Origin of the sequence: Nonomuraea sp. B5E05, from assembly GCF_039880665.1 — a bacterium.
GTDB lineage: Bacteria > Actinomycetota > Actinomycetes > Streptosporangiales > Streptosporangiaceae > Nonomuraea.
In genome coordinates this window covers 57,383-74,879 of the sequence record NZ_JBDPMJ010000023.1, presented here as the reverse complement: position 1 = coordinate 74,879, position 17,497 = coordinate 57,383, and the positions used below count along the sequence as shown (strand labels likewise).

At 70.0% G+C, this 17,497-nt stretch carries 16 protein-coding genes and 1 pseudogene; 13 read left to right on the top strand and 4 right to left on the bottom strand.

What is annotated here, in order from left to right; genetic code table 11:
• The first annotated feature begins 162 nt into the window (after nt 1-162).
• The 5 genes from ABGB01_RS33925 to sigJ all read left to right on the top strand — a co-directional run bounded on the left by ABGB01_RS33925 (nt 163) and on the right by sigJ (nt 5,254).
• Nucleotides 163-1,185: a tripartite tricarboxylate transporter substrate-binding protein gene (locus ABGB01_RS33925; RefSeq protein WP_347777664.1), complete on the top strand. Its 1,023-nt coding sequence runs from the start codon at nt 163-165 to the stop codon at nt 1,183-1,185.
• A 1-nt stretch (nt 1,186) separates the two neighbouring features.
• Nucleotides 1,187-1,648 (top strand): tripartite tricarboxylate transporter TctB family protein, encoded by a 462-nt coding sequence (locus ABGB01_RS33920; RefSeq protein WP_347777663.1) that lies wholly within the window; start codon nt 1,187-1,189, stop codon nt 1,646-1,648.
• A 20-nt stretch (nt 1,649-1,668) separates the two neighbouring features.
• On the top strand, nt 1,669-3,174 hold the full coding sequence (locus tag ABGB01_RS33915; RefSeq protein WP_347777662.1) for a tripartite tricarboxylate transporter permease: 1,506 nt from the start codon (nt 1,669-1,671) through the stop codon (nt 3,172-3,174).
• Between the two features lie 267 nt (nt 3,175-3,441).
• Complete coding sequence (locus tag ABGB01_RS33910; RefSeq protein ID WP_347777661.1) at nt 3,442-4,110, top strand: lytic polysaccharide monooxygenase auxiliary activity family 9 protein; 669 nt, start codon at nt 3,442-3,444, stop codon at nt 4,108-4,110.
• A 208-nt stretch (nt 4,111-4,318) separates the two neighbouring features.
• Nucleotides 4,319-5,254 (top strand): RNA polymerase sigma factor SigJ, encoded by a 936-nt coding sequence (gene sigJ / locus ABGB01_RS33905; protein ID WP_347777660.1) that lies wholly within the window; start codon nt 4,319-4,321, stop codon nt 5,252-5,254.
• 128 nt (nt 5,255-5,382) lie between these two features.
• On the opposite strand, the gene ABGB01_RS33900 is transcribed toward sigJ, so the two are convergent.
• Nucleotides 5,383-5,802, bottom strand: a complete 420-nt coding sequence (locus ABGB01_RS33900) for a DoxX family protein (RefSeq protein ID WP_347645710.1) — start codon at nt 5,800-5,802, stop codon at nt 5,383-5,385.
• Between the two features lie 672 nt (nt 5,803-6,474).
• On the opposite strand from ABGB01_RS33900, the gene ABGB01_RS33895 reads away from it, so the two are divergent.
• The 4 genes from ABGB01_RS33895 to ABGB01_RS33880 are packed head-to-tail and all read left to right on the top strand — an operon-like array spanning nt 6,475 to nt 9,727.
• Nucleotides 6,475-6,963, top strand: a complete 489-nt coding sequence (locus tag ABGB01_RS33895; protein ID WP_347777659.1) for an ATP-binding protein — start codon at nt 6,475-6,477, stop codon at nt 6,961-6,963.
• A 10-nt stretch (nt 6,964-6,973) separates the two neighbouring features.
• The gene (locus tag ABGB01_RS33890) at nt 6,974-7,738 is read left to right on the top strand and encodes an alpha/beta hydrolase (protein WP_347777658.1); all 765 of its coding nucleotides are present in this window, start codon (nt 6,974-6,976) and stop codon (nt 7,736-7,738) included.
• Between the two features lie 22 nt (nt 7,739-7,760).
• Nucleotides 7,761-9,026 carry a cytochrome P450 gene (locus ABGB01_RS33885; RefSeq protein ID WP_347777657.1) on the top strand — a complete coding sequence of 422 codons (1,266 nt, stop codon included), beginning with the start codon at nt 7,761-7,763 and terminating at the stop codon, nt 9,024-9,026.
• Complete coding sequence (locus tag ABGB01_RS33880) at nt 9,023-9,727, top strand: helix-turn-helix domain-containing protein (RefSeq protein WP_347777656.1); 705 nt, start codon at nt 9,023-9,025, stop codon at nt 9,725-9,727. Before ABGB01_RS33885 ends, ABGB01_RS33880 begins: the two co-directional genes overlap by 4 nt.
• Nucleotides 9,728-9,742: 15 nt before the next feature.
• On the opposite strand, the gene ABGB01_RS33875 is transcribed toward ABGB01_RS33880, so the two are convergent.
• From ABGB01_RS33875 to ABGB01_RS33865, 3 genes and pseudogenes are all read right to left on the bottom strand, one after another.
• The gene (locus tag ABGB01_RS33875; RefSeq protein WP_347777655.1) at nt 9,743-10,030 is read right to left on the bottom strand and encodes a hypothetical protein; all 288 of its coding nucleotides are present in this window, start codon (nt 10,028-10,030) and stop codon (nt 9,743-9,745) included.
• A 52-nt stretch (nt 10,031-10,082) separates the two neighbouring features.
• Nucleotides 10,083-11,879 (bottom strand): sugar-binding domain-containing protein, encoded by a 1,797-nt coding sequence (locus ABGB01_RS33870; protein ID WP_347777654.1) that lies wholly within the window; start codon nt 11,877-11,879, stop codon nt 10,083-10,085.
• Nucleotides 11,880-11,965: 86 nt separating this feature from the next.
• Nucleotides 11,966-12,181 (bottom strand): annotated as a pseudogene (locus ABGB01_RS33865) (zinc ribbon domain-containing protein); the annotation flags it as partial.
• Between the two features lie 188 nt (nt 12,182-12,369).
• Here ABGB01_RS33865 and ABGB01_RS33860 point away from each other — a divergent pair.
• The 4 genes from ABGB01_RS33860 (at nt 12,370) to ABGB01_RS33845 (ending at nt 17,469) form a co-directional block, all read left to right on the top strand.
• Nucleotides 12,370-12,687, top strand: a complete 318-nt coding sequence (locus ABGB01_RS33860) for a hypothetical protein (RefSeq protein ID WP_347777653.1) — start codon at nt 12,370-12,372, stop codon at nt 12,685-12,687.
• Nucleotides 12,684-14,222 (top strand): hypothetical protein, encoded by a 1,539-nt coding sequence (locus ABGB01_RS33855; protein WP_347777652.1) that lies wholly within the window; start codon nt 12,684-12,686, stop codon nt 14,220-14,222. Before ABGB01_RS33860 ends, ABGB01_RS33855 begins: the two co-directional genes overlap by 4 nt.
• The gene (locus ABGB01_RS33850) at nt 14,219-14,872 is read left to right on the top strand and encodes a hypothetical protein (protein WP_347777651.1); all 654 of its coding nucleotides are present in this window, start codon (nt 14,219-14,221) and stop codon (nt 14,870-14,872) included. The genes ABGB01_RS33855 and ABGB01_RS33850 overlap by 4 nt, the downstream gene beginning before the upstream one ends.
• Before the next feature lie 95 nt (nt 14,873-14,967).
• Nucleotides 14,968-17,469, top strand: a complete 2,502-nt coding sequence (locus tag ABGB01_RS33845; RefSeq protein WP_347777650.1) for a polysaccharide lyase family 8 super-sandwich domain-containing protein — start codon at nt 14,968-14,970, stop codon at nt 17,467-17,469.
• Nucleotides 17,470-17,497: the final 28 nt, after the last annotated feature.

Sequence of the window (17,497 nt, the reverse complement as noted above, 5' to 3'; positions counted from 1 at the left end):
TTGTACGACCCGGTAAAACGCCCGCGTTAGCCCGTTCTTGGGATTTCTCTGACGTCCTGCGCATTCCTTGGGATTCCTCTGACACTATCCGCGCCCCTGCCAGCCCAGACTGAGGCCGCGCACTCACCACGGATGCGAATGCGCTGACGAGGAGGCCTCGACATGAGAACGTCCAGCAGATACCGGGCCACCGCGCGGATGATCGCCACGATCGGCGTCGTCTCGCTCATCGCCGCGTGTTCCGGCAACGGAGGTGGAGGCACCGCCGACGCCGGCGGAGGCTACCCGGACGACAACATCACGATCGTCGTGCCGTTCAGCGCGGGCGGCCCGACGGACACCGTCACCCGCCTGATCGCCGAACCGATGGCCGCCAAGCTCGGCGGCAAGATCGTCGTGCAGAACGTCGAGGGCGCGGGCGGCACGGTCGGCGCCGGCGAGGTCGCGCGGGCGGAACCCGACGGCTACACCGTGCTCATGCACCACATCGGCATGTCGACGGCGCCCGCCCTCTACAAGGACCTGGGCTACCAGCCGCTGGAGAGCTTCGAGACGGTCGGGCTCGTCACCGAGGTGCCGATGACGGTGGTCGCCCGCAAGGACTTCGCGCCCGCCACGCTCAAGGACCTCGTGACCCACGTGAAGGCGAACGCCGACAAGGTCACGCTGGCCAACGCCGGCATCGGCGCCGCGTCCCACCTGTGCGGCCTGCTGTTCCAGACCGCCGCCGGGGTCAAGCTCCAGGAGGTCCCGTACGAGGGCACCGGCCCGGCGCTGACCGACCTCGTCGGCGGCCAGGTCGACTTCATGTGCGACCAGACGACCAACACCAGCGGCCAGATCACCGCGGGTGAGGTCAAGGCGTACGCCGTCACCACGCCGGAGCGGGTCAAGAGCCTGCCCGACCTGCCCACCACGGCCGAGGCCGGGCTGCCCGGCCTGGAGGTCAGCGTGTGGCACGGGCTCTACGTCCCGAAGGGCACGCCGCAGGACGTCGTGCAGAAGTTGTCCGAGGCGCTGAAGGCCGCGCTGGCCGACCAGAAGGTCATCGACCAGATGGCCAAGCTCGGCACCGCGCCCGTCCCGGCCGAGAGCGCGACCCCGCAGGCGCACAGGACCAAGCTCGAAGAGCAGCTCGGCACCTGGGGCAAGGTCATCGCCGACGCCGGCGTCAAGGCCTCCTGAGGTGGAGCGCCGCCGCTCCTTCCCCGACGTCCTCGCCGGGGGAATCTTCATCCTGCTCGGTGGCGCGTTCGTGGTGGGGTCGCTCGGCTACGAGCTGGGCACCCCCCTGCGGATGGGCCCCGGCGCCTTCCCGCTGCTGGTCGGCATGCTCGTGGCCGCGCTGGGCCTGGCCATCGTCATCAAGGGGCTCATCGCCGGCGAGGCGATCGTGTTCGGGCGGATCCCCTGGCGTGCGGTCGGCGTCATCACGCTCGCGCTCGTGTTCTTCGGATTCACCGTACGGGGGCTCGGGTTCGTGCCGGCGTCGGCGGTGACCGCCCTGCTCACCACGCTGGCCAGTTCGCGCGTACGGCTGCTCACGGCCGTGGCCGTGTCCGCCGGGCTGACCGTGGCCGGCACGCTCATCTTCGTCGTCGGGCTCCAGCTGCGGCTCCCGCTCTGGGGCCCGTGGCTGGGGTTCTGACGCGACATCCGGATTGAGGCATGGAACTTCTCGACAACCTCGCCCTGGGCTTCTCGACGGCCCTCCTGATCCAGAACGTCCTCTACTGCTTCGTGGGTGTGCTGCTCGGAACGGCGGTCGGCGTGCTGCCCGGCATCGGGCCGACGGCGACGGTGGCGATGCTGCTGCCGATCACGTTCAACTTCGAGCCGGTGACGGCGCTGATCATGCTGGCCGGCATCTATTACGGCGCGCAGTACGGCGGCTCGACGACCGCCATCCTCATCAACCTGCCCGGCGAGTCGTCGGCGGCGGTCACCGCGTTGGACGGGCACGAGATGGCCCGGCAGGGCAGGGCCGGCCCGGCGCTGGCCACCGCCGCGATCGGATCGTTCATCGCGGGCACGATCGCCACCGTCGCGCTCGCCGTCGCCGCCCCGCCGCTGGCCCGCGTCGCGCTGCAGTTCGGCCCGGCCGAGTACTTCTCGCTGGTGTTGCTCGGCCTGATCGTGTCGATCGCGCTGGCGCGCGGCAACGCGATCAAGGCTCTGGCGATGATCTTCCTCGGCGTCCTGCTCGGCACGGTCGGCCAGGACATCTACACCGGCACGCCCCGGTTCGTCTTCGGACAGCGCGAGCTGTACGGAGGCATCGACTTCGTGTCGGTCGCCGTCGGCATGTTCGGCGTGGCCGAGATCCTGCGCAACCTGGAGAACGAGCAGACCCGCACGGCGATCGTCAGCAAGGTGAAGAACCTCTGGCCCACCCGCGAGGACCGGCGCAGGATCGTCGGCCCGATCCTGCGGGGCACCGGTCTCGGGGCCGCGCTCGGCGTCCTGCCCGGCGGTGGCCACGTGCTGGCCTCGTTCACCTCGTACGCCGTCGAGAAGCGCATCTCAAAGCGGCCGCAGGAGTTCGGGCACGGCGCGATCGAGGGCGTCGCCGGCCCTGAGTCGGCCAACAACGCGGCCGCGCAGACGTCGTTCATCCCGCTGCTCACCCTCGGGCTGCCCGCCCATCCGGTGATGGCACTGATGGTCGGCGCGTTCATCGTGCACGGCATCACCCCCGGCCCGAACGTCATCACCGACGAGCCCGCGCTGTTCTGGGGCCTGATCGCGTCGATGTGGATCGGCAACGTGCTGCTCGTGCTGCTGAACCTGCCGCTGATCGGCATGTGGGTGCGCATGCTGCGCATCCCGTACCAGGTGTTGTTCCCGATGATCATCCTGTTCGCCTCGATCGGGACGTACTCGCTGGGGTTCAACGCGTTCGACGTCTACGCGATCGTGCTCTTCGGGCTCCTGGGCTACATCCTGATCAAGTGCGGCTGCGAGCCGGCGCCGCTGCTGCTCGGCTTCGTCCTCGGACCCCTGCTCGAGGAGAACCTGCGGCGGGCGATGATCATCTCCCGCGGCGACGCGTCGGTCTTCCTGACCCGGCCGATCTCCGCGGTGCTGCTGGCCGTGGCTCTGGCGGCGCTCGTCGTCGCCGTCCTCCCGACGATCCGCAGGCGCCGCGAAATGGTGTTCACCGAGGACGACTAGGCTCGGCGACCTCCGGCGGCGGGTTCGCCCGCACTGTCTTTCATGAAATTTCATACACGCCAGATGGCCGGCCGAGGCATCCACGCTGCTCACGGCTCGTACGGGGACACGCGAGCGCCCCGTACGAGCACACCCGTGTTGACAGCCGACAAGGCTGACCGTGAAGGTAGCAGTCAACCGCCGCCTCCACGTCGACAGGTGACAGCGACGGTTGGGAGCGCTCCCATCATCCCGGACCACCGATACCGGACAGACGGAGAACGCACAATGCAACCACACCAGCCCGCCGTACCCACCCGCCGGGCGCTTCGTGTCCTCACCATCGTGGCCGCGGCCCTGCTCTGCCTGCTGCCGTGGGCCCAGTCCGCCTCGGCCCACGGGTCGATCATCAACCCCGCCTCCCGGAACTACGGCTGCTGGCTGCGCTGGGGCGACGACCATCTCAACCCGGCCATGCAGCAGGAAGACCCCATGTGCTGGCAGGCCTGGCAGGACAACCCGAACGCCATGTGGAACTGGAACGGCCTCTACCGCAACAACGTCGGCGGCAACCACCAGGCAGCCGTCCCCGACGGCCAGCTCTGCAGCGGGGGCCGGACCGAGGGCGGCCGCTACAACTCGCTCGACGCCGTGGGCGAGTGGAAGACCACCGCCATCGGCACCGACTTCCAGCTCCACCTGTACGACCAGGCCAGCCACGGCGCCGACTACTTCCGCGTCTACGTCACCCGCCAGGGCTTCAACCCCGCCACCCAGCCGCTCACCTGGGGCAACCTGGAACTCGTACGCGAGACCGGCAGCTACGCCCCGAGCCAGGACATCACCTTCAACGCCAGCGCGCCCGGCCGCAGCGGACGCCACATCGTCTTCACGATCTGGCAGGCCTCGCACATGGACCAGGCGTACTACATCTGCAGCGACGTCACCTTCTCCTGAGAGCCCGACGGCCCGGCACACTGACGGGCCCGACACCGGCACCGCACGTGCCCCCGCCGGGTGACTCCGGCGGGGGCACGGGGGTACGGTCGCTCGGCGGGCTGTGCCGCAGGCCCGCGGAACGCAAGGTGGCGCGTCACCCTCACAGTTCGGTGCCGTGTCTCGTCGAACGGGTAAGGACAGATGCGAACGAGGGAGCCGCGGCACCATGACCACGCCATCCGAGCCGGCACACGCCCGGCCCGATCCGGGCCTGAGCGCGATCATGAGCGAGCGGCGTCACCTGATCAATCTCGCCTACCGGCTCCTCGGCTCCCTGGCCGACGCGGAGGACGTCGTGCAGGAGACGTACGCCCGCTGGTACGCCATGTCCCGGGAGCAGCAGGACGCCATCGACTCCCCCGGCGCCTGGCTGACGACGGTCGCCAGCCGCATCTGCCTCGACCTGCTCGGCTCGGCGCGGGCCCGGCGCGAGCGCTATGTGGGCGAATGGATCCCGGAGCCGCTGCCCGAGCAGTCGGAGTGGAGCGCCGACCGGCCGGGCGCCGCCGGGACCGACCCGGCCGATCGGGTCACCCTCGACGAGTCGGTCAACATGGCCTTCCTCGTCGTGCTCGAATCCATGACTCCCGCCCAGCGGGTGGCGTTCATCCTGCACGACGTCTTCCGCTACTCCTTCGCCGAGGTGGCCGGGATCGTCGGGCGCACTGAGGCGGCCTGCCGCCAGCTGGCCACCTCGGCCCGCCGCCGCATCCGCGCCGCACAACCGCCCTCGGCGCCCGCGGCCCGGCAGGCCGGCATCGTCAGGGACTTCAAGCGGGCGTGGGAGGCCAAGGACATCGACGCCCTCGTCAACCTCCTCGACCCCGACGTCACGGGCACCGCCGACGGCGGCGGAGTCGTCAACGCCGTGCTCCGCCCGATCGAGGGCCGCGAGCGCCTCGCACGGCGCTTCGTCGAGATCGCCCGTCTGGCGCCCGACGTGACCATCCTGGAGCGCACGGTCAACGGCCGGCCCGGGCTGGTGGCCCGGCAGGACGGCGCCACCGTCGTGGTGATGGCGTTCGACGTCGCAGGCGACCGGATCAAGCGCATCTGGGCCGTGCTCAATCCGGAAAAGCTCCGGCCTTGGACAGAAATCTGACCGAAGGCCGAGTCGTGGTGAATATCTGAATCACCCGGACGGGTTTTCGCGTGCGCGAGGAATTCCGGCGGCCAGGAATAGCTCCCGTGCCGGCAATGACAATAGGAATGTATGCAAGGCCGCCGTCGTCATCTCTTTTCGTGTGCGAGAGGGCGCGAGGGGGCCAGCAGCGTGGACAGCGCCCAGCGTCCGGGGCCGAGGACGGCGACGAGCAGGAAACCCCAGCAGAAGAGCGCGGCCTTCTCCCCGCCGTTCTGGATGGGGAAGAGCGCCTGTGGCTGGTGGACGAAGAAGTAGGCGTAGGCCATGCTGCCTGAGCAGATGACGGCGGCGGCACGCGCGCCCAGGCCGAGCATGACGAGTACGCCGCCGACCAGCTGGATGGCCGCCGCCCACCAGCCGGGCCACTGGCCGATGCCGGGCACCGCGCCCTGCGGACCGCCCAGCACGCCGAAGAGTGTCGCCGCGCCGTGGCAGGCGAACAGCAGCCCTATCACGATCCGGTACAGAGCCAGGAAGAGCCCCTGATTCTTGAGCAGTGAATCCACCGATGTGTCCTTTCAAGAGGAAGGTGCGGAACCAATCGTGGGAGCGCTCCCAAATAGGTTCTCCAAAAACCAGTACAAATGTCAACTACATGCCAGCCGAAGGGTCCGCCGGCGAACGCCCGATATGCGCGCCAAATGGCCGGACACTTCCTTCGTGAATATTCCGGCCCGTGAAACTTTCATCCGCGCACGGGTCCGGCCCGGCCGTCGCACGGCCGGGGAGCCCGAACGGGAGCCCGTACAGGAACCCGCAGAGGAGATCACCCAGCGGCGGTGAGCCGCCGCCGGGGCACAGAGGCGGGCGCGGGACCGATGGCCGGTTCCGCGCCCGACGTGTGCCCGGCCCAGGCGAAGACATGCGGCATTTCAGCGCAAAGGGGACATCACGGCAGAGCTTTCGCAACCGTCGTGACGAATGATCGACTTTTTCTGTCAATCGCATTGACATCGGCCCTGTTCCGGCCGATGCTTTCCTCGCTGCACGCCCGTTTTTTGACCACCGCGCCCATTATTTGGGCATCCGGGAGAAGCCCACGCCGTGTTCGCGATTGATCCCTTGAAACCCGAGGCCGGACGCACCCCCAAGCGCCCCATGGAGGGCGGCGTGGGACCGGGAGCCCGCATCGGCGGCGCACTGACCTGCCATCTGCTGCCGGCGAGAGCGAGCGCGCCGTGAACGTGCTCACCGATTCCACGACCCGGCTGCTCTCCCGCTGGTGCGATCTGCCCTGCTCGCCGATCGCCTCATCCATCGCCCGCCGCTGGGTGGCGGGGATGCTCACCTCCTGGAAGATGCCGCTCTCCCCCGCGAACGAGGCGACGATCGCCGAGCTGACCAGCGAGCTGGTCACCAACGCGGTCCAGCACGCCGCCCCGCCACCGTGCGGATCCTCCGGGATCAGGATCAACGTACGGGCCGGAGCCACCACGATCTGGCTGGCGGTCTGCGACCACGACCCGACCCTCCCCACGCGCCGGGCTCCCGACTTCTTCGCCGAGAGCGGGCGCGGCCTGTTCCTGGTGGAGGCGCAGGCCGACCAGTGGGGCGCGGTCCAGCACGAGAACGGCAAGTACGTCTGGTTCAGCCTGCAGTGCCACGGCGGCGCCCAGCCCGCGAGCGAGATGCCGCCCGCCGACCCATCCGGTTGCCCCGAACGCTAAGGAGAACACCATGGCCCCCGTCGTCCTCCCCCACGACGTCACCGGCTCCGGGCAGCACCACGTGATCGTGTTGCACGGCTGGTTCGGCGACCGCACCTCCTTCAAAAACATCCAGCCCTACCTGGACGGCGACGCGTTCAGCTACGCCTTCCCCGACTACCGGGGGTACGGCGAGGCGCGCGACCTCACCGGCGAGTACTCCCTCGCCGAGATCTCCGGCGACGTGATCGCGCTCGCCGACAAGCTGGGCTGGGAGACGTTCTCCCTGGTCGGTCACTCGATGGGCGGGACGGCGATGCAGCGCGTGATGCTGGACGCGCCCGGGCGGGTGAGCAAGCTCGTCGGCATCTCCCCGGTGCCGGCCTCCGGCGTGCCGTTCGACGACCAGAGCTGGGCGCTGTTCTCCGGGTCCGCCGAGGAGCCCGCCAACCGCCGCGCCATCATCGACCTCACCACCGGCAACCGGCTTCCCGGCGTGTGGCTCGACCAGATGGTGGCCGGCTCGCTGGGCAACTCCACGGTGACGGCCTACCGTGCGTACCTCGACGCATGGGCCAAGACCGACTTCCACACCGAGGTGTCCGGTTCCGCCACGCCGGTGCTCGTCATCGCCGGCGAGCACGACCCCGCGCTCTCCGCCGACGTCATGCGGGGCACCTGGCTGCAGTGGTACACCGACGCCGAATTGCTGACCTTCGCCGACGCCGGCCACTACGCGATGGACGAGACGCCGCTGGCCCTCGTGTCGGCCATCGAACGTTTCCTGGCCGCCTGACCGATCCCTTGGAGGGTTGCCCGTGAGTACGACGGTCAACGTGTTCGACCCGCGTATCTACGCACAGGGCATCCCGCACGAGACGTACCGCCTGCTACGTGACCACCACCCCGTGCACTGGCAGGAGGAGCACGAGGTCGGCGACTGGCCGGCCGGGCCCGGGTTCTGGGCGGTGACCCGCCACGCGGACGTCGTGCGCGTCCTGCGGTCGCCCGGCGAGTTCAGTTCCTGGCTCGGCGCCACCCAGATCCGCGACCCCGACCCGGCCGACCTGTCGTTCATCCGGCGGATGATGCTCAACCTCGATCCGCCGGATCACGGCCGGCTCCGGCGGATCGTCTCCGGCGTGTTCACCCCCAGGCGGGTCGAACGTTTCGCCGCCGGCATCGCGACGCGGGCCCGGCTGCTCATCGACGAGATCGCCGAGCGGGGCGAGTGCGACATGCCGGTGGACGTGACCGACGACTACCCGATCCACAACCTCGCGGATCTCCTCGGCATCCCGCTCGCCGACCGCGGCCTGATCCTGGAGTGGACCAACCGCGTGATCGGCTATCAGGATCCCGACCACGCGACCGTCGAGCGCGGCCCGGACGGCAAACCGGTCAACCCCCGTTCCCCGGCGATGCTCAAGGACATGTTCGAGTACGCCCACGCGCTCGCCGCCCGCAAGCGCCGGGAGCCGGCGGACGATCTCATGACCGCGCTGGCCACGGCCGAGGTGGACGGGCAACGTCTCACCGACCCCGAGCTGTCGATGTTCTTCTTCCTCCTGGTCATCGCGGGCAACGACACCGTGCGGTCGGCCCTGCCCGGCGGGCTGGCCGCGCTGCTCGGCCATCCGGCCCAGCATCGCCGGCTGCTCGACGACCCGGAGCTGCTCGACACGGCCGTCGAGGAGATGTTGCGCTGGCATCCGCCGGTGCTCAGCTTCCGCCGCACCGCCGTACGCGACGTGGTGCTGGCCGAGCAGCCCATCTCCGCAGGGGACAAGGTCGTCGTCTTCCACGGCGCGGCCAACTTCGACGAGCGGCGCTTCCCCGACCCGATGCGTTTCGACATCGCACGCCGGCCCAACGACCACGTCTCGTTCGGGGACGGGCCGCACGTGTGCCTCGGCGCCCGGTTCGCCCGGCTGCAACTGCGCACGTTCTACCGGGAGCTGCTCTGGCGGCTGCCGGACGTGCGGCTCGCCGGGCCTCCCGAGCGGCTGGTGTCGAACTTCATCGGCGGCGTCAAGCACCTGCCGCTGCACTACACCCCCGCACCCAGGCTGGGCGCCGAATGACCGCCGACCAGCCCGGCACGGCGGGCACGACGGGCACGGCGGTGTCGAAGACGATCGACACCGGCCTGCGGCTGCTGGAGATCCTGAAGGACCATCCGGACGGGTTGACCATCACCGAGCTCGCGCAGCTGGCCGGGATCCACCGCAACGCGGTCTCCCGTCACCTCGTCGCGCTCGGCAACCACCGGCTGGCCGCCCGGGTCGGCAACCGCTTCACCCTGGGCCTCGGCATCGTCGAGCTCAACGCCGCCGTGCAGCACCGGCTGCGCAGCGCGGCCTCCGCTGCGTTGCAGGTGCTGGCCGACACCTGCAACGCCACCGCGTTCATCACGGTGCTCGACATCGACGAGAGCCAGGCGGTCGTGCTCACCGTGGCCGAGCCGCGCGCCTCACAGATCCACGTCACCTATCGCGCGGGCACCCGGCACCCCTCGAACCGCGCCGCCTCGGGGATCGCGATCCTGGCGGGCCGCCCGCCCCGCCCGGGAGAGCGCCCCGAGATAGCGCAGGCCCGCGCCGCCGGCTACTCGGTCACCGAAGGCGAGTTGCAGCCGGGTGCCTGGGGCGTCGCCGCCCCGATCTCCGTCGCGGGACGCCCGGCCCACGCGAGTGTGGGCATGGTGACCATCGGGGAGCGGGACGCCGGCGAGATCGCCCCGATCGTGCTCAACGCCGCGAGGGAGATCTCCCGGTTCCTCTGAGGCCGGCCGCCCTGACTAGCAGGTGACGACCTTCTGGTACTTCCCCCAGTAGTTGTGCCGGCGCATCTGCCCCTGCTGCAGGGTCCAGCAGGGCGAGTCCTTGCCGAGCCTGATGACGATCTTCACGCGTACGGCCCTGCCGCAGGAGCGGTTCTTGACGAACGCGAACCCGCCGAGGTCGGCGTGCGACCGCCCGACGCAGGCCGGCGCGGTGCCGGCGGTCTGGGCGGAGGCCGGCCCGGCCCCGGTGAGCACCAGGCCGGCCCCGAGAACGGCTACGGATACCGCTTGGAGAATCTTCATGACGGCAGTATCCGTACGCGCGCGTTGAGGACGTGTTGAGCCGGCGTTGAGGTCAGCGTTCGGAGGCGGCGGTCCGGGTCTGGACCTCGCGCACCCGCTCCACGTCCAGCTTGTTCGTCCGGTCGAACCGGTAGATGCCGTTCTCCTCCTGGAACACGTCGGTCAGCTGCGTGTAGCAGTATCCGAACATGTCCGGATCATCCAGCAGCACCTCGGTCAGCCCGGCGAACCGCGCGTGGAACGCGTCCTCGGTCCGCACCCGCTGCCCGTATCCCCAGGACGTCTGCCGGTCCGCCCGCTGATCGGTCCCGGCCAGCTCGGGGTTCCACCAGATCCCGCCGTACTCGCTGACGAAGTACGGCTGCCCCCGGTACGCCACGGAGATGGGCCGGCCGTCGGCGTCGTTGACGAACGGCTCGTCCCTCTTCAGGCCGGACATCAGGTCGGCGAAGGCGGCGGGCTCCTGCTCGTAGTTGTGCGAGTCGTAGATGTCGGTCTCCGGCACCCGGTGGCTGTAGCCGGACGCGTCGATGACCGGGCGGGTGGGGTCGGCGAGCTTCGTGGCCAGGAACATACCGTGGGTGACGTCGTCGAGCTGGGAGACGTGGTCGTGGATCGGCTGCCGGGTCTCGTTGAGCGGGCACCAGCCGATGATCGACGGGTGTGAGACGTCCCGTTCCAGGACCTCCAGCCACTGCGTGATGAAGGACGCGGTCGGCCGCTGCTCGCGCCCGTCGTGGGCGCCCCAGTCGCCGAACTCCCCCCACACCAGGTAGCCCAGCCGGTCGGCGTGGTAGAGGAAACGCTCCTCGAACACCTTCTGGTGCAGGCGCGCCCCGTTGAAGCCCGCGGCCAGCGCCAGCTCGATGTCCCGCAGCAGCGCGGCGTCGCTGGGCGCGGTCATGAGGCCGTCGGGGTAGTAGCCCTGGTCGAGGACGAGCCGCTGGAACACGGGACGGCCGTTGATGAGGACGCGCTTGCCGTCGATCGCGATGGAGCGCAGCCCTGCGTAGCTGTCGACGGTGTCCGTGACGGCGCCGCCGTCGTCGAGCAGCTCGACCTTCACGTCGTAGAGGTGGCCGTCGCCCGGCTCCCACGGGCGTACCCGGTCCTGCGGGATCTCCAGGCGCAGGGAGGGGGCGAGGTCCGCGTCGGCTCGGGCGGTCGCGGTGGCGACGGCGCCGTCCTCGTCGGCGACGGTCACGCGGACCGAGCTGCCGGGGCGGTTGCCGGACAGCGGGGTGACGACGGTGAAGGAGGAGGTCGCGACGTCAGGGGTGATGCGCGGGCGGCGCAGGTGCACGTCGGGGACGGGCTCCAGCCACACGGTCTGCCAGATTCCCGTCGTGCGGGTGTAGAGGCACTCGTAGTTCGCGTACCGGGTCGACTGCTTGCCCCGCGCCTGGGGTCCCTCGCGGGGGTCGCGGGCGCGTACGACGATCGTGGCGTCCTCGCCGGGGCGCGCTACGGCCGACAGGTCGGCCGTGAACGGGGAGAAGCCGCCGCGGTGGCGGGCCACCTCGACGCCGTTCACCCACACGGTGGCGTCGTGGTCGACGGCGCCGAAGTGCAGCAGCGGCCGCCGGCCCGCCCACGCGGCCGGGATCGTCACGGTGCGGCGATACCACACCGCCTCCATGAAGTCGGTGTGCCCGAGGCCGGACAGCTCCGACTCCGGCGCGAAGGGGACGGTGATCGTCCCGGAGAGCTCACGTTCGCGCAGGCCACGCTCAAGGCCGGAGTCTCCACCGTCGATCTCGAACTGCCATGGTCCGTTGAGGGTGAGCCAGTCCTGCCGCACCATCTGCGGGCGGGGGTATTCCGGTCGGGGCACGGCGGAACTCGGCATCTGTCAACCTTCCGGAAAACACAAAAACTGACAAAACAAAACTTTTTGCTACGTAGCAGAGTGTGCCACACTCCCGCCGACCGGAGTCAACATCCGGCCATCCCCCGTTGTGAGGATGCGGCACCTCTGAGGCTTCCTGCTTCGTCGCGCTGTGCCGGGGCAGGCCCCGGTCTTACCCGCGCTCCACAGGCGTTTAGCCTGTCCGCCCGTCCGGCGGCCAGGATGTTGATCGCCGCGTTGACATCCCGGTCGTGGACCGCGCCGCACGGGCACTCCCACGACCGGACGTTCAGCGGCATGGACTTGGCCGGACAAACTTATCGGGCAGTTCGCCGTACGAGAGCGCCGCACGGCCAGGCGTCTCACATGGAGAGACGCATGGCCATAGTGCAGACGGCAGATGAACTGTAAAATTTCTCAGCCCTGGTCACGTATGCCTCATTTGTGCGTTTTCTTCCCATCCGCACAGGTGCTGACCTCCGGAGGAACCATGAGCTCTTCAGGTGCCCTGTATGCCTACAGCGGGATCAAGAAGAGAGCCGGAGTCGTCTGCGACACCGCGGAGGACCTCCGGATCGCCCGCCGTGACTGGAAGGAGAAGGTCGACTCCCCCGAGCCCGAATTCGAGCTCGGTGACCCGGCCGCCGCCATCACCGGCGTGCGCGAGGTCTGGGAGAAGGAGTTCACCGTCTATCGCGAGGTGCTCGAGAAGTGGTGCCTGGCGACGCGCGCGTCAGCCGAGGGGTTCGAGTCGGTCGAGGACTACCTCCGGTCCAGGCAGACGCCCGCCTCCGGTGACCGTCCATGACCTCGGACGACTATCTGCAGGTCTCGACCGCGATCAACCGGCTCAAGCAGGGCGTCGGCGTCCTCGCGACGATCGCCAACCCGGTCACCATGATCGGCGAGGTCATCAGCACCATCAACACGCTGAGCTCGGTCCTCAGGGACGTGCCCGGCGATCCCGACGGCATCGACGACCTCGGCAGGGCCTTCCGCAGAATGGCTGGCGCCATCGACACGGCCGCAACCGACCTCGACCATACGCAGGTCTCGGTGCCGTCGGTGTGGAAGGGCGAGGCCGCCACCGAGGCGCTCGCCGCGCTCAAGGCGACCGACGACCTGCTGCAGCAGGCAGCGCCCGCCATGCGCAAGGCGGACACGTTGCTGACGGAATACGCCGACGAGCTCCGCCGGCTGAAACGCAGGCTCGGCGAGCACCGGCAGGACCTGCTCGACGCGGTGGGCGAGCTCAACAGCGCCCAGGACATCGTGCGCAACATGTGGAACACCGTGTGGCCGTTCGACGGCGACGGCGGCATCGCCGACGACATCCGCCGGGCCGTCGGGGCCATCACCGGCGCCATCAGGGTCTTCGAAGACCTGCAGACCGCGGTGGACACGCTGCAGCGCGGGCTCCGCGACGTGCAGGGCAAGGCACGCGCGGGCGCGGTCCGGTCGCCGCACATCGACGCCTTCGACGCGGTGCTGCTGGCGGCCGCTGGCATCGACGGCACCGCGCAGGAGGAGAACGGCATCCTGAGCACGGCGCAGCTGGCCAGGGCCGCCGAGAAGATGGAGGCGCTGTCGGACGACGACCGCGCCCGCATGCAGCGCCTGCTCGACGACGCCGGCTCCGAGGCGGAACGCGCCTACCTGATGAAGGCGCTCGCGGCCGGCCACTCGGTCGATGACATCTCCACCTTCGCCTCGGCCATCCGCGGCAAGAGCGAGAGCTGGTTGCGCGAGCACCTCAGCCTGGTCGACCCGGCGAGCAGCGGCACGGTGCTCGTCAACGGCGTCGAGTTGGAGCAGCAGAACCAGGCGACCTGCGGCTCCACCTCGATCATGGTGGCCCGCGCCATGAACGACCCGCTGTACGCGCTGAGCCTGACCACGGACGACAAGGGCAACCCGCTGTCGGCCGCCGAGCTCCGGGAGAGGTTCACCGACGAGCAGAACCGCATCCACGACTCCACCAACACCGTGTGGCCGCAGGGCCTGGGCACCTCCCCCTGGGGACTGAGCGACGAGATGAACGAGCACGCCGACTCCTTCGGCACGCGCTACGACTGGCGGATCGTCGACGACACCGACGCCGGCTCCGTCAACCCGGCGCTCAACGACGCCGTCGGCGCAGTGGACGCCGGTCACACCGTGCCGGTCCTCATCGGCGACTCCTACCCGGCCCACTACGTGCTGCTCGTCGGGCACGAGGGCGGCAACCTGGTCTTCTACAACCCGAGCGGGGAGATGACCCGCGTCAGCGAAGACGACTTCCGCAACGGCAACGTCTCGGCCCTGGGCTACGACCACGTCCAGGGTGTGGTGACCCCCCGATGAACCGGCGGCTCCTGCTGGTGCCGATCTGCGTGCTGCTGAGCGGATGTGCCGCCTCCGACGCCACGACGCGCGCCGACCAGGCGCAACTCGACGTCATGTTGTCGCAGCCGTTCGTCGGCGAGGCCGTCAAGGAGCCGGCCCGCAGGGTCGCGTTCCAGAAGTCGGACGACCTGCCCGCCACCCGGGGCACGGTGACCGTGGTACTGGCCGACGGCCCGGCCGCGGATCCGGCCGGCGAGGCGCGGCGGCAGGCCGCGAAGGGCATGCGGAAACTGCGTGACGGCGGCTGGACGGTCTACGCCACGGTGTGCCTGCCGCCACGCAGGTCCGACGACCCCGACCCGCCGACGGAGGGCGCCTGGGACGCGTGGTCGTTCGCCGCGCACGCCTACAAGGTCGTGGACGGCGTGTCCTACTTCGCCGTCGCCCAGGGGCTCGGGCAGTTGCCGGGCGACGTCGAGATGACCATCGAGATGCGCGCGCCGAGCTCGCACGAGCCGGTCACCGACCTGTTCCCCGACCGGCCGCAGGCCCTGCCCGCGGGGCGGAACTGCGTGGAGTCCGGCGACCTCCCGTCGAAGAAGCTCACCGACGGCCCACCGGTGGTCATGGGCGAAAGCGCCCGCGAACCATCGGGCAACGTACGGTGACGTCCGGTCACGCGTGCGGTCTGGGCTGGGAAAACTAGATCATGTAGGGTGAGCCCGGCATACCCCCCAACGGCATGGAGCCCGCAGTGCCGCACATGTCCCGTCGTCAGGTCCTCTCCCTCCTCCCGGCCGCCGGCCTGCTCGCGATGGCAGCCGCACCCTTGCGCGCCGCCGCCGCGTCGGCGACCGATCACGCACGGCTGCTCGCCAACACCGTGGCGACCTTCGCGGGGACCGCGGAGGTCAACGCCCGCCCCGAGGTCGCCGGCAAGCTGGCGGCGATGCTCGACACAGCCAGGCGGCGGCTTGCCGCGATGGACCAGGCGGGCGACGGCGAGCTGTTCGCCGGCCTGGCGCTCGGCACCGACGACGCCAACCTGCGCTCGGCCTACCAGTACCTGTACGAGATCGCGCTCGCGACCCGCAGCCCCGGCGGCGAGTTCGACGGTGACGCCGCCGTCCAGCGCCGGGTCGTCGACGGGCTCCAGTGGCTGCACGAGCGCTACTTCGGCGACCAGTCGAAGGGCTACTACGGCAACTGGCACAGCTGGGAGATCGGCATCCCCACCCACGTGAGCAGGACACTGGTCCTGCTGGACGAGCGGGTACGGGAAACACGCCCCGACCTGACGGCCGCGTACATCGCCTCGATGGACGCCTACCTGCGCAACGGCAAGGACGGCGACGTCGACCTCGACTCGCGCTTCCACACCGGGGCCAACCTGGCCGACATCACCGGCAACCGCATCCTGCAGGGCGCGCTCACCGGCGACGACGCCCGCGTCTCCAAGGCCATCTCCGACCAGGCCACCGTCTTCGCCACGATCGACCCCTACGACCTGCAGCACGGGGTCACCGACGGCTACTACCACGACGGCTCCTTCATCCAGCACCACTCCGTCGCCTACACCGGCTCCTACGGGCGTGCCCTGCTGACCCGCGTGGTGCAGACCCTCAGGACGCTCGAAGGCGCGACGAGCGGCGGCTCCGACCTGGCCGGCGTGGTCCACCGCTGGATCTCCGACGGCTTCGCCCCGCTGATCTTCGAGGGGTGGATGATGGAGATCGTCAAGGGGCGGGCGGTCTCGCGGACGAACACCGGCTACTCCGACGTCCAGGTGATCGTGGAGGCCATCGCCGACCTGGCCGACCACGTCGAGGGCGACGGCGCGCTCGCCCTGAAGAAATACGTCAAGTTCCTGCCGGAGGCCGACACGGGCACGTTCGTCTCCCCGGTCAGCATCGCCCGCTACGCGGCCATCCGCGCCGACTCCGCCATCCCGGCCACCGATCTGAACCCGCCCGAGCGTTCGGTGGCGTTCAACTCGATGGACAGGACCGTGCACCGCCGCCCCGGTTACGCCTTCGCGCTGGCGCGCAGCTCCGACCGGATCAGCAAGTACGAGTACATGAACGGCGAGAACCTCATGCCCTGGTTCCAGGGCGACGGCGCCTACTACCTCTACCTCTCGGGCGAGGACCAGCGCGAGGTCTTCGGCGTCGACTACTACACGGCCGTCTCGCCGTACCGGCTGGCCGGGATCACCGCGCCGGAGGAGGAGCGGCGCACGGTCCCCGACCTGTACGGCCGGTTCTGGTACGAGAACCCGGACCATCCGCTCAACTTCACCTCCTCCTCGGAGTCGCAGAACACCTACGTCTACTTCCCCCTGGCGGGCAACACCTTCTCCGGCGGCGCCACGCTCGGCGCGTACGGCGTGGCCGGCATGGTGCAGTCGGACGACGCCGCCTACACCGCCAAGCAGCAGGGCGTCCTGCCCGACGACTTCGTCGTCTACCGCAACGCCCGCGCGACCAAGTCGTGGTTCATGTTCGACGACGAGATCGTGGTGCTGGCCGCGGACGTCTCGGGCCAGGACCGCCGCGCCGCGGTGACCACCGTGGACAGCCGCATCGCCGCTCCCGGGGACACGGTCGTGCTGACCGGCGAGGGCTGGCGGGGCGGGTCCTGGCGGGCGGGCGACACCTCGCCGCCGCGCTGGCTGCGATACGCCAACGACACCCGCCGCACGTCGGTCGGATACGCCTTCCTCACCCGGCAGCCCGTCGCCGCCGGGCTGGAGACGGTGACCCGCAGCCGCAGAGTCGTGCGGGCGAACAATCCCGACACGGGTGTGACCAAGAACGTCTTCACCGCCTCCATCGCCCATCCGGCCGCCGGCGGGGTCTCGGCCGTCGCCTACGCCCTCGTCCCGAACGCGACGGAGGCCCGGCTGCGCGGCTACGCGGACGGCCCGCTGACCGTGCTGGCCAACGACCGGAACGTGCAGGCGGTCAAGCACAAGCAGCTCGGGATCGTCGCCGCCAACGTCTTCGGCGGCGGCCCGCGCCACGCGGAGCGCCTGCTCATCGACGGCCCCGCCGCGGTCATCGTCCGCAGCGGCGAGCGCACGGTCGTCGCCCTGTCCGACCCCACGATGAAACGCGACCACGTCACGGTCGTCCTGCGCGGCCGGCCTCTCCGCCTGGACACCGCCGACGAGGGTGTGACGGTGCGCCGCGTGCCGGGCGGCACCCAGGTCCGGGCGGCGACCCGCCACGCCCACGGACGCACCTTCACCGCCACCCTGCGCTGACGGGGTGGTCAGCGCATCACCATGAGAA